Origin of the sequence: Vibrio owensii CAIM 1854 = LMG 25443 (assembly GCF_000817815.1) — a bacterium.
GTDB lineage: Bacteria > Pseudomonadota > Gammaproteobacteria > Enterobacterales > Vibrionaceae > Vibrio > Vibrio owensii.
This window is the reverse complement of the sequence record NZ_JPRD01000046.1, coordinates 34,287-45,712: the sequence shown is the minus strand read 5'-3', so window position 1 is coordinate 45,712 and position 11,426 is coordinate 34,287. Positions and strand designations below refer to the sequence as shown.

The 11,426-nt window shown below is 46.4% G+C and carries 10 protein-coding genes; 7 read left to right on the top strand and 3 right to left on the bottom strand.

Translation table 11 applies throughout. The features are described from left to right. Positions 1–229: 229 nt before the first annotated feature. From hinT to H735_RS21840, 7 genes are all read left to right on the top strand, one after another. Positions 230–580: a purine nucleoside phosphoramidase gene (gene hinT, locus H735_RS21870; RefSeq protein ID WP_005437511.1), complete on the top strand. Its 351-nt coding sequence runs from the start codon at positions 230–232 to the stop codon at positions 578–580. Between the two features lie 72 nt (positions 581–652). After that, positions 653–2,047, top strand: coding sequence for a COG3014 family protein (locus tag H735_RS21865; protein ID WP_020195037.1), 1,395 nt, complete (start codon positions 653–655; stop codon positions 2,045–2,047). Continuing rightward, positions 2,047–2,439 carry a YcfL family putative periplasmic lipoprotein gene (locus H735_RS21860; protein WP_005437509.1) on the top strand — a complete coding sequence of 131 codons (393 nt, stop codon included), beginning with the start codon at positions 2,047–2,049 and terminating at the stop codon, positions 2,437–2,439. Before H735_RS21865 ends, H735_RS21860 begins: the two co-directional genes overlap by 1 nt. Before the next feature lie 87 nt (positions 2,440–2,526). Then, on the top strand, positions 2,527–3,117 hold the full coding sequence (gene lpoB, locus H735_RS21855) for a penicillin-binding protein activator LpoB (protein ID WP_005431666.1): 591 nt from the start codon (positions 2,527–2,529) through the stop codon (positions 3,115–3,117). A 42-nt stretch (positions 3,118–3,159) separates the two neighbouring features. Then, positions 3,160–4,041: a thiamine kinase gene (gene thiK, locus H735_RS21850; protein WP_020195036.1), complete on the top strand. Its 882-nt coding sequence runs from the start codon at positions 3,160–3,162 to the stop codon at positions 4,039–4,041. A 75-nt stretch (positions 4,042–4,116) separates the two neighbouring features. Then, on the top strand, positions 4,117–4,656 hold the full coding sequence (ycfP, locus tag H735_RS21845; RefSeq protein WP_005437506.1) for an alpha/beta hydrolase YcfP: 540 nt from the start codon (positions 4,117–4,119) through the stop codon (positions 4,654–4,656). A 526-nt stretch (positions 4,657–5,182) separates the two neighbouring features. Then, a complete protein-coding gene (locus H735_RS21840) occupies positions 5,183–6,472 on the top strand; it encodes an NAD(P)/FAD-dependent oxidoreductase (RefSeq protein ID WP_020195035.1) in 1,290 nt (429 codons plus the stop codon). An 86-nt stretch (positions 6,473–6,558) separates the two neighbouring features. Here the strand turns inward: H735_RS21840 and H735_RS21835 are convergent, their stop codons facing one another. The 3 genes from H735_RS21835 to mfd all read right to left on the bottom strand — a co-directional run bounded on the left by H735_RS21835 (position 6,559) and on the right by mfd (position 11,423). Further along, on the bottom strand, positions 6,559–7,107 hold the full coding sequence (locus tag H735_RS21835) for a GNAT family N-acetyltransferase (protein ID WP_020195034.1): 549 nt from the start codon (positions 7,105–7,107) through the stop codon (positions 6,559–6,561). A 79-nt stretch (positions 7,108–7,186) separates the two neighbouring features. Next, a complete protein-coding gene (locus H735_RS21830) occupies positions 7,187–7,954 on the bottom strand; it encodes a peptidoglycan binding protein CsiV (RefSeq protein ID WP_005437502.1) in 768 nt (255 codons plus the stop codon). A gap of 7 nt (positions 7,955–7,961) precedes the next feature. Further along, positions 7,962–11,423, bottom strand: coding sequence for a transcription-repair coupling factor (gene mfd, locus H735_RS21825; protein ID WP_020195033.1), 3,462 nt, complete (start codon positions 11,421–11,423; stop codon positions 7,962–7,964). Positions 11,424–11,426: the final 3 nt, after the last annotated feature.

Below are 11,426 nucleotides of genomic sequence, written 5' to 3'. Positions count from 1 at the left end.
GCTTCCTCTCCCAAAAATAGACAATATAAATAAGAATTGTCTTAAAAAAGTAACAAAATTCACTGGATTGTATTGAGTTTGCGACGCACGTTTTATGACGCACACGACAAAAAAAGCTTCAACGTCACGACTTATATTGATAATGTTAAGTGAACACTGTTTTTTATTGAGCTCGCTTTTGGCTTAGCGCATACTAAATAGGTTACACACCTTATAAAATGGAGTACCCATGGCGGAAGAAACCATCTTTAGCAAAATTATTCGCAAAGAAATCCCAGCAGATGTCCTTTACCAAGATGACTTAGTAACGGCATTTCGTGACATCAATCCGCGTGCGCCAAGCCATATCCTTATCATTCCAAATAAGCTGATCCCGACAGTAAATGACGTGGAAGCGGAAGACGAAGCGATGATGGGACGTATGTTCACGGTAGCGAAGAAGCTTGCTAAAGAAGAAGGCATTGCAGAAGACGGTTACCGTTTGATCGTAAACTGTAACTCACATGGCGGTCAGGAAGTCTATCATATTCATATGCACCTAGTGGGCGGTCGTCCTTTAGGTCCTATGGTATTGAGCTAATCTATTAGAAGTGGGTGAAGTGATTCATCCACTTCTTTATTCCTGACGAACAACACATTTGTGGAGATAAATGTGAAACATGGTGTGAAGCTATTCGGATTAATGAGCTGGGTCCTGCTTGCTACAGGATGTGCAAACTTGTCCGCTGGCAACCTCTTCAGTCATTACAGCGACCAAAATAAACAAGTCTATCAGGCAGTGGTTGCGGGTGAATATGCCAAAGCTGAGCAACTGCAATCGAGTGATGTTGGTGGCGATATACTTGGCAACTTTGAGCAAGGTCGAATCTCGTTTCTTGCCCAAGACTACCCAAAAAGCCTGAGTTCACTTGAAGACAGCGATCGTGCAGTGCGTAAACAACAAGATCGCGCAACCATTTCTGTAACGGAAACGGCGACCAGTGTTGGGTCTCTTGCCGTTAACGACAACCTAAACGAATACCAACCTGCCGACTATGAACTCGGCTTTTTGCATTTGTACCTCGGTCTGAACTACCTACAAAAGAATGACCTTGAAGGGGCATTGGTTGAAATGCGTCGTGCAAACCAAGTGCAAGAAGCGGCAAAGAAAGCACGTGAAAAGGAACTAAAGCAGGCAGAGAAGGATCTTAAGAAGCAAGGTATGTCAGCGAACCTAGGTAGCGTGTTAGCTAACTACCCAGACGCAGGCAAGAAGCTTAGCTCAGTGCAAAATGGTTACTTGTTCTACCTTTCTGGTTTGCTTTATGAAGCGTCACGAGATTTGAACAGTGCGTACGTAGACTATCGTCGCGCGCTCGCTGTGATGCCAGATAACAAGCAAGTGATTGAAAGTACAATGTATGCCGCGAAAAAACTCGGCATGCGTCAAGATCTTCGTATGCTGGAAAAACGTTACGGCAAAGCACCTTCAGGACTGAGTAAGTCACAAGGTCGCGTGATCGTGATAGACGAGCAAGGCGTGGTGGAAGCGCTGCAAGGTTGGCGCATTGATTTGCCGATTTATGATAGCCGAGGCGACGGTGCGATTTACTCGCTTGCGTTGCCTTACTACCCGAAACGTGGAACACAGCGTTTTGGCGATGTTGCGCTAAATGGTAACAAGCTACCTTCAAGCACATTGGCCGATGTGAACGCGATGGCGCAAAACGATTTGCACGAACGTTTGACTACGATTGTGATTCGCCAAGCGATTCGTGTTTGGGCAAAAGACAGAATCCGAAAAGAAGCGGCAAAAGGCGATGATGTCGGCAACATTCTTTTCAATGTGTGGAATACATTAACCGAACAACCTGATACCAGAAGTTGGCAGACGCTACCAGGTACGGTGAAAACGGCGTCGAAAGTCGTGAAACCGGGGCAGCAAAGCTTAAACGTTGGCGATCAGGTGTATCAATTCGAAGTGCCAGCACAGCAAACAACGTTGGTTTGGGTATCTCGTCAGGGATCGCATTCCACAGTTTGGCATAAACAACTAGGGAGGTTGTAATGAGAGCATGGCTTATTGGCTTGGCAGTGATCATTGGTTTAGCGGGTTGTGCTGACAACACCGCTGGTATCCGAATCGATGGGCAAACCCAAAAGGTTTTCTTCCACGATAACGTCATGGGTAGTCGCCTGTTGGTAGACAACATTACCACGACTTATGTGGATGACCGTCCGCGTGGCGTTGTGCAGTTGAGCAGTAACTATAAAGGTGACCAAGAGATCCTTTACCGCTTTTACTGGTACGACAACACTGGTCTTGAGGTGAATACCAAACCGGGGCCATGGCGCAAAATGATCGTGCGTGGATTTGAACAAGTGACTTTGTCTGAAGTGACGGTGAACCCTAACGGGACTCAATTCCGCGTACAAATTCGCGAAGCACAAGATAACTAACTCGTTTCGAGTAATACAATTTCGGCGGCTATGCTGCTTTGCCAAGGTGGAGACGCCTTGGAATGAAACACAAACTAAGGAACTCTCATGAAAAAAAGTATTATTGCTCTTTTAGGTCTTGCCGTCATTCTGGGTGGTTGTTCAAACAAAGTCTCTTACGGTGATGCGCAAGCGACAGAAACCACAACGATCGACTTCGGCTCGACGGATCTACAAAAAATTGCTGGCGAAATGGTAGACAGCATGATGATGTCAGGTTCAGTGGCAGCAATTACTCGTGACCAACGTCCTATCGTGTTTGTTGAGCGCATCAAGAACAAGACAAGCGAACACATCGATACGGAGTCTATCACTGACACTATTTCTACTAAGATGCTGAACTCTGGTAAGTTCCGTTTCGTAGACATGGATCGTGTTGAGTCTGTTCGTGAGCAACTTAACTTCCAAAACACTGATGAGCTAGTAAACCAAAGCACGGCAATCCAATTCGGTAAAATGGTAGGTGCGCAATACATGCTTTACGGTAACCTTTCTAGCATCGTGAAAAACGCAGGCAGCGACAAAGACGTTTACTACAAAATGACTATGCGCCTAATGGATCTAGAAACGGGTCTGATCGAATGGGCGGATGAAACGGAAATCCGTAAAGAACAATCTAAGAGCCTATTTGGTCTTTAATTGATTCAGTTTGGTCTTATGACCTAAGTGGAAAAGTCGTTCATGGCGTGGTTTTCTTGGCAACAAGCGAAACAATTAGACCCGAGTTTAAATGCGCTTGATGGCTTCTTTGCATCACCACCAGTGAAGGTTCAAACCGTCACTGGTGGGCTTACCAATCGCTGTTGGCGGTTGGAATCCTCAGAAGGTCTTGCTTACGTCTGGCGACCGACCAGTAACGTGTGCAAGGCCTTTGCTATTTCTCGTCACAACGAATATCAAGTACTCAATGCGATTACCCCTCTCAACCTAGGTCCAAAGCCCGTCTTTGTACATGAGCAAGGTTTGTTAGTGGAGTGGGTGCCGGGTGAAACGCTGACGAAGCCAGGTATTGATATTGAAGAGCTATTACCGATTGCTGCTAGGGTTCATGAATATCCTGCAACGGCAGTTCCTCTAGTACCGTTCTCGTATCTTTCGCGCATCGACCATTATTGGTTGGAACTGAGTGGCCAGTATGTTGGCACTGAGTACGAAGCGCTTTATCAAAAGTGGCGTTCTGAGCCAAGCGTGGCGCAAGTTCCTGCAGCGCTGTGTCATTTTGATCTTGGGTGTTACAACTTAGTTCGTGGCGAAGAGGGCGTGAAAGTGATCGATTGGGAGTACGCTGGCTTAGCGGACCCAAGGCTCGACTTGACGCTGATTCTGCAACTCGCCGATGTGCCTATTGAACTAGGTGTAGAACAATATTGCCAGATTCGTGGCATTGAAGACGTCGCTTTATGGTTGGAAGGCGTGAGAGCGTGGATGCCAAGAACTCGAATGATGGCGATGCTTTGGTATTTATTGGCCTACAAATTGTGGGATGATGAACAATACTTAGACAGTGCTCGTGAGTTTAAAGACTTATTATGTATGGAAGATCACTGTTTTGATAACTCATGACTTTTTCCTCTTTAACCATAAAGAAATAGTGGTAGTTTAAAGTGAAGTACCAGCAAGTCACAGGGAGAGGTACACATGATTATTTACTTGCACGGCTTTGATAGTACAAGCCCGGGTAACCACGAAAAAGTTCTTCAATTGCAATTCATCGATGATGACGTTCGTTTCATCAACTACAGCACACTTCATCCTAAGCATGACATGCAGCACTTATTGAAAGAAGTGTCTAAGGTCATTGACCAAGCGGACGATCCAAACCCACTGATTTGTGGTGTTGGCCTTGGCGCATACTGGTCAGAGCGAATCGGTTTTCTTTGCGGCATTAAGCAAGTGATGTTCAACCCGAACTTGCATCCAGAGAAGACGATGGCAGGGCGTATTGACCGTCCAGAAGAGTACGAAGATATTGCGACCAAATGTGTGGAGCAATTCCGTGCGAAAAACAAAGAGCGCTGTTTGGTGATTTTGTCGAAAGAAGATGAAATCCACGACAACTCAAAAACCGCAGCAGAACTGGATAAACACTACGAAATCATTTGGGATGAAACCCAAACCCATAAGTTCAAGAAGATCTCTCATCATCTGCAAGCGATGAAGGCATTCAAAAGCGCCTAACTGGCTTTAGGGCGAACAAACTTATTTTGTTTAAACAGCACTTTTCGAAGTGCTGTTTTTGTTTCTACTAGTGCTCAAACGAGCGGCACTGATTCCGGAAAATTTTACATTTTGTATCGATTTATCGGCGTGATTTATCGATTTAACCTTTTGTGGCACGAAAACGTTACCGTCAAACAGACGAAAATTAGCCAATCCGTATCTCGAGTAAGGATTTTTGTTGCCATCAAAAGATTGCCCTATATAATGAACTCAGTAAAAATAATTTGATAAATATCAAAAAAAATTGAGAGCGAGTAAGAAACTTGCCCATTTTTTGTCTGAGATCGTGTATTTCAGACCAAGAAACCGATGCACATCAATAAGCTAATAAGAATAAGCAAAAAACAAGATGGTATCGGTGTTTATCCAAAAGTGAGCTCACCTCTAGAGACCAAAGAATTCATCGGTTGGATGTATGACCGCAGAGTACTGTGAGTCAGCATCGAGCTGAACCCATATATTCATTTTTGTAGAGGATAACATTGTGACACGCATTATCGTTGTAGGCGGCGGTGCTGGTGGCCTTGAGTTGGCAACCAAACTGGGCCGCACTCTGGGTCGTAAGAACCGTGCGCAAATTACACTGGTAGACCGTAAAGCGAGCCACTTGTGGAAACCGCTATTGCACGAAGTAGCAACAGGTTCATTGGATGAAGGTGTGGATGCACTGAGCTACCGTGCTCATGCGAAAAACCACAGCTTTGACTTCCAAATGGGCAGCCTTCAAGACATCGACCGCGAGCGTAAAGTGATCATTCTTAGTGAGCTTAAAGACGATCACGGCGAACTTCTTATGCCAAGCCGCGAACTAGAATACGACATTCTAGTGATGGCAATTGGTTCTACATCTAACGACTTCAACACTCCTGGTGTTCGTGACAACTGTATCTTCCTAGATAGCCCAGAACAGGCACACCGTTTCCGTAGCGAAATGAACAACGAGTTCTTAAAGCTACACGCGAAAAACGGTAACGGCACAGTCGATATCGCGATTGTTGGTGCGGGTGCAACGGGTGTTGAGCTATCTGCTGAACTTCACAACGCAGTGAAAGAGTTACGTACATACGGTTTTGGTGACCTAGATTCTAGCAAGCTAAACGTAAACCTTGTTGAAGCGGGTGAGCGCATTCTTCCTGCACTTCCACCACGTATTTCTTCTGCGGCGCACCAAGAGTTGGTTAAGCTAGGTGTAAACGTACGCACAGCGACGATGGTGACACAAGCCGATAAAGATGGTCTGACAACGAAAGACGGCGAGAAGATCCCTGCTCAAATCATGGTATGGGCTGCGGGTATCAAGGCACCAGATTTCATCAAAGACATCGCAGGTCTAGAAACGAACCGTATCAACCAGCTTGTTGTGAAAAACACGCTACAAACCACTCGTGATGACGACATCTTTGTTATCGGTGATTTGGCTCAATGTACTCAACCAGATGGTTCATTTGTACCGCCACGTGCTCAAGCTGCACACCAAATGGCGAGCCAAGCGTTCACTAACATCGTTGCTATGCTTAACGGCCGTGAGCTAAAAGAGTACGAATACAAAGACCACGGTTCTTTGGTTTCTCTAAGCCGCTTCTCTACAGTAGGTAGCTTGATGGGTAACCTAACTAAAGGCTCCATGATGGTTGAAGGTCGTATTGCTCGCGTGGTTTACATCTCGCTATACCGCATGCACCAAATGGCGCTGCACGGTGTGATTAAGACTGGCCTAATGATGTTGGTTGGCCGTATCAACCGCGTACTGCGTCCAAACTTGAAGCTGCACTAATTTGAAGATTGAGTTCTGCGTCGAATATTCGATGAAGTAACCCATTGATAAATAAAACAAAAGCCATCGCATGCCGGTGGCTTTTTTCATTCTAAGTCGCTAGGAAGCAGCGAGTACACTACGCCGTCTTTTGGTTTTCCGTGAAAGATAAAGCGATTTCTCGCAATGGTTTCTTTTTGAGCTCCAACCGACTCAATTAACGCCTGACTTGCTGTGTTGTCTAAATCGCAGACGATCTCTACACGCGTTAAATTCAGTTTGGCAAAGCAGAACTCTGCCAGTGCTCTAATTGCCTCGTGAGCATAACCATTGCGCTGATAGCGATCAGCAATCCAATAACCAATGCTCGCCATGTTGAAGGTGTGGTATAGCTCATTCACAGCTGCCATTCCAACGAGGTTGTTGTGTTCTCGTTCATAAACCCCAAAGCCGAAAGCTTCGGTTTTTACCCAGTTTAAGCGGGTTGCCAATAGAAAATCTTGAGCATCTTTTAGAGAGACGTCCTCGTCACACCAATCTAACCATTGATGTAGGGAAGGGGATTCAACGAGTAAACGTTGTAATGAGTGTGCTTGCTCTGATGGAATCAGTTTGAGCGCTAAGCGTGGTGTTATGATTTCAAAATCTGGTGCCATGAATCGATACAACTTCCATGTGAGATTCTAGATAAAACAAAGCGCAGCCAGTGCTGCGCTTTTCTGTTGAATTCGTGCCTTATTGAACGCGACGAACTTGAATGATCATCCCCATCAGTGGGTTGTCTAAGTAGTGCGTTTCACTACTGCGCATACGGCGCTTTTGATCCATTCGGAAGCTCTTCAAGAACTTCTCTTCGGTCACTGTTGGCGAAACTTCTGCCAAGTTACCGACTTGTACATTACCGTCTACTTCACCCAACTCATTTGTCAGCTGATCTGATGGCTGTGATTCGATGTGGATTTCGCGAACACTCGGTTCACGTAAATCCATCGTCGTTTCAGCGAACAAGTAGTGCTGGACATAAATTTGTAGCTTGCCGTCTAGCTCATAAAGTGGACCGCTCACATTCTCTTCGCTGTAACCATCGCTTGTTAGCGAAGAGCTACTACCGATTGGGCTACCATCAGCGTTGTAAGAGCCTGAGAAATCGCGACCACCAACGATGCGGAAAATAGGAGCGCTTGCTTTACCTCGGTCACCTTGACGCCATGCCACGTGCTTAAGCACTTTGAAACCAGCATGATTATTTAATGCGGATTCTTGGGCGTTCAAACGGAAAGAAGAACGTGGTAGCAAGGTTACGCCTTTTGAACGGCGGTAAGATTCGCTGTCTAAACTGCCGACATTGCTCATTTCGATCTTAGGCAGTTCATTTGGCCATGATTCACTGGTGCTTTCAGCGTCGACTGCTCGCTTGAAAATAATTACTTCAATATCAAATTGACGCGCAGCCCAAGATGGCATTGAGACACAAAGAAGTAATAATGGGATCAGTATTCTCATTCGACTATTAGCTCGTTGGTAATAAATTCTGTTTGAAATCATTCAGTAAGTCTTGAACAAACTGAATGCGTTTACGTCGGTCCGTTAATGGTACGCTAAACTTGAACTTAGTTGGACCTTCCATTGCAAATTTTTGCGGCTGTGATTGCAGGAGTTTAACTAAATACGCTGGGTTTATGTCAGCATCAGGGTAAAACTCAATGAATCCGCCCTTGTCATGCGCCTCAATCTTCTTCGCTTTGAGACTTCCTGCCCCAATTTTCAGCTCTGAGACAGATAGGAGATTCTTAGTTGCATCAGGTAACAGACCGAATCGGTCAATCAGTTCAACCTTAAGCTCGGATAAGCCCTCATTGTCGCTCACACTTGCAATACGTTTGTACATCGATAAACGCGTGTTCACATCCGGAATGTAATCATCCGGCAGTAGGGCAGGAATACGCATCTCAATTTCGGTTTGCTCGCGAAGTAGATCATCCAGCGATGGCTCTTTACCTTCTTTCAATGCTTCAACCGCTTGTTCAAGCATCTCCATATACAGTGTAAAACCAACCGATTGAATTTGACCACTTTGTTCGTCACCTAATAGCTCACCCGCACCACGAATCTCAAGATCGTGCGTGGCCAGTGTGAAACCTGCACCGAGATCTTCCAGCGAAGCGATCGCATCAAGACGCTTAATCGCATCTTTTGTTATCGCTTTTGGATGTGGCGTCAGCAAGTAAGCGTATGCTTGGTGATGCGAACGACCAACACGGCCACGTAATTGGTGTAGCTGTGCAAGACCAAGGTTATCTGCTCGGTCCATGATAATGGTGTTGGCGGTCGGAACGTCGATACCGGTTTCTATGATGGTGGTACACACCAAAAGATTGAAACGCTGATGATAGAAGTCATTCATAATGCGTTCTAGCTCGCGCTCACGCATCTGGCCATGGGCAACGGTCACACGCGCTTCAGGGATGAGTTTCTGCAGATCTTCGGCTGTTTTCTCGATGGTTTCGACTTGGTTATGCAGGAAGTAAACCTGACCACCACGCATGATTTCACGCAATGCCGCTTCACGAACCACGGAGTCTTCACGTTGACGCACAAACGTTTTGATTGCCAAACGGCGTGCTGGTGGAGTCGCGATGATCGACAAGTCGCGCATGCCACTCATCGCCATGTTCAGCGTTCGCGGAATTGGTGTCGCAGTAAGCGTTAGAATGTCGACATCCGCACGCATCGCTTTCACTTTTTCTTTTTGGCGCACACCAAAGCGATGCTCTTCATCGACGATCAATAAACCAAGGTCTTTGAATTTGATGTCGCTTGAGAGCAGTTTGTGAGTGCCTACTACGATGTCGACTTTGCCATCGGCAACATCTTGGAGAATCACTTTTTGCTCTTTTGCCGATTTAAAACGAGAAAGCACTTCTACGCGAATTGGTAAGTTTGCAAATCGGTCACGGAAGTTTTCAAAGTGCTGTTGTGCAAGTAGGGTCGTCGGAACCAAGACCGCCACTTGTTTACTGTTGTCTGTGGCAACAAATGCCGCGCGCATCGCAACTTCTGTTTTACCAAAGCCCACATCACCACACACAAGGCGGTCCATGGCTTTTGCTTGGCACATATCGGACAGAACCGCATTGATGGCCATTGATTGATCATCGGTCTCTTCAAACGGGAAAGTCGCTTTGAAGGTCGCGTATTGACCACGGTCTAATTCAAACTTGTAGCCCGGTTTCAACTCTCGTTTCGCGTAAACATCCAGAAGCTCAGCGGCAACATCACGCACTTTCTCTGCAGCTTTACGACGAGCTTTCGCCCACGCTTCACCACCCAGTTTATGCAGCGGCGCACTGTCTTCAGCGCCACCTGAATAGCGACTGATTAAGTTTAATGAAGACACTGGCACGTAAAGCTTGGCATCGTTTTGATACTCAAGAGTCACGTACTCTGTTTTCATTCCGCCAGCCTCAAGCGTTTGCAAGCCAATGTAGCGGCCGATACCGTGATCGATGTGAACAACAGGCTGGCCCGGTTTAAGTTCGGCTAGGTGACGGATAACAGTGTCACTGTTAACGGTTTTCTTGTCTTTACGGCGGCGTTGGATAACGCGATCGCCCAACAAGTCGCTTTCGCAAATCAGTGCAAAGTTGAGCTCATCATGGATAAAACCGTGTTCTGCAGCACCTAGAATCAAGCTGAAGCGATCGTCAGAATCAAGCGCTTGATAGAGTGAGCCATGTACGACAGGGCGAACTTTGATGCCTTGGAGAAGCTCGGTTAGTGCCTCACGGCGGCCTTCTGACTCGACTGAGAAGACGATTTTGCCTAGGAACTGTTCACTGAATTGACGTAAACGTGCCAGTGGCTCTTTGTTCTGCTGTTGAACGCCGAGTTCTGCAAGAGATTGCACGGCGAGGTTTTGGCGACCTGCACGCTTAACGATTTTCTCTAAGCTTAACTGTGCTTGTGGCAGTTGTTTAAACTGGGCAAAGAGTTCGTCTTTCTTGAGCCACAATTCGTGTGGCGCTAACAGCGGACGCAGTGGATCGATTTTCTTTTGATCATAGCGGTAGTCGACGTCATTTAAGAAGGTATCAACCGCAGCTTCAATATCACCAACGATGATCAGTTGCGAGTCTTCAGGTAAATAGTCAAATAACGTTTCTGTATGATCGAAGAACAGTGGTTGCCAGTACTCGATACCTGCTGGCCACGTGCCTTTGGTGACTTGCATGTAAATCGATTCAGGTTCGCGTCGTGCTTCGAACTGAGAGCGCCAACGAGTACGAAAATCTTCGATAGCTGCTTTTGTGGTCGGGAATTCGTGAGCTGGCAATAACTGGATTTGCTGAATGTCTTCGATAGAACGTTGGTTCTCTGGATCGAACGTTCGGATCGTATCGATCTCATCATCGAAGAAATCAATACGGTATGGATCTGAGCTGCCCATCGGGAACAAATCAAGGATCGAACCACGGCTTGCGTACTCACCAGGACCAAACACTTGATCGACATGGCGATAACCTGAGTTTTCAAGTTGAACGCGAAGCTTCTCTAGCGAGAACTGATCGCCTGTTTTTACCATCAAGGTGTGTTGCAACAAGAAGTCACGTGGAGACTGGCGCTGTAATACGGTGCTTACTGGCACAATCGTTACGCCACCGGCTTGGTTTGGTAGCTGATATAAACGCGCAATACGGTCTGAGATGATTTCTTGGTGCGGAGAGAAGTTATCGTAAGGCAGTGTTTCCCAATCAGGGAATAGGCTGACCGATTGATCAGTAAACTGCTCTATTTCTGCTTGGAGCTTAAGCGCCATTTGCGGATCGGGAACTACAAGCAGAGAGTGGCTTGAATGCTGTTTAGCCAGCTCTGCAATCGCCATTGGCAATGCGGCACCAGGTAGGTTGCCAAGCTGTTTTTTGTCGCCACGCTCAGACGGATTCGTGACGGAGAGAATCGTTGCTTTTGTCATGGT

What these genes read in the sequence shown, in the direction of transcription:
- hinT (WP_005437511.1), top strand. Translation starts at nt 230, where the DNA reads ATGGCGGAAGAAACCATCTTTAGCAAAATTATTCGCAAAGAAATCCCA.
- H735_RS21860 (WP_005437509.1), top strand. Translation starts at nt 2,047, where the DNA reads ATGAGAGCATGGCTTATTGGCTTGGCAGTGATCATTGGTTTAGCGGGT.
- lpoB (WP_005431666.1), top strand. Translation starts at nt 2,527, where the DNA reads ATGAAAAAAAGTATTATTGCTCTTTTAGGTCTTGCCGTCATTCTGGGT.
- thiK (WP_020195036.1), top strand. Translation starts at nt 3,160, where the DNA reads ATGGCGTGGTTTTCTTGGCAACAAGCGAAACAATTAGACCCGAGTTTA.
- ycfP (WP_005437506.1), top strand. Translation starts at nt 4,117, where the DNA reads ATGATTATTTACTTGCACGGCTTTGATAGTACAAGCCCGGGTAACCAC.
- H735_RS21835 (WP_020195034.1), bottom strand. Translation starts at nt 7,107, where the DNA reads ATGGCACCAGATTTTGAAATCATAACACCACGCTTAGCGCTCAAACTG.
- H735_RS21830 (WP_005437502.1), bottom strand. Translation starts at nt 7,954, where the DNA reads ATGAGAATACTGATCCCATTATTACTTCTTTGTGTCTCAATGCCATCT.
- mfd (WP_020195033.1), bottom strand. Translation starts at nt 11,423, where the DNA reads ATGACAAAAGCAACGATTCTCTCCGTCACGAATCCGTCTGAGCGTGGC.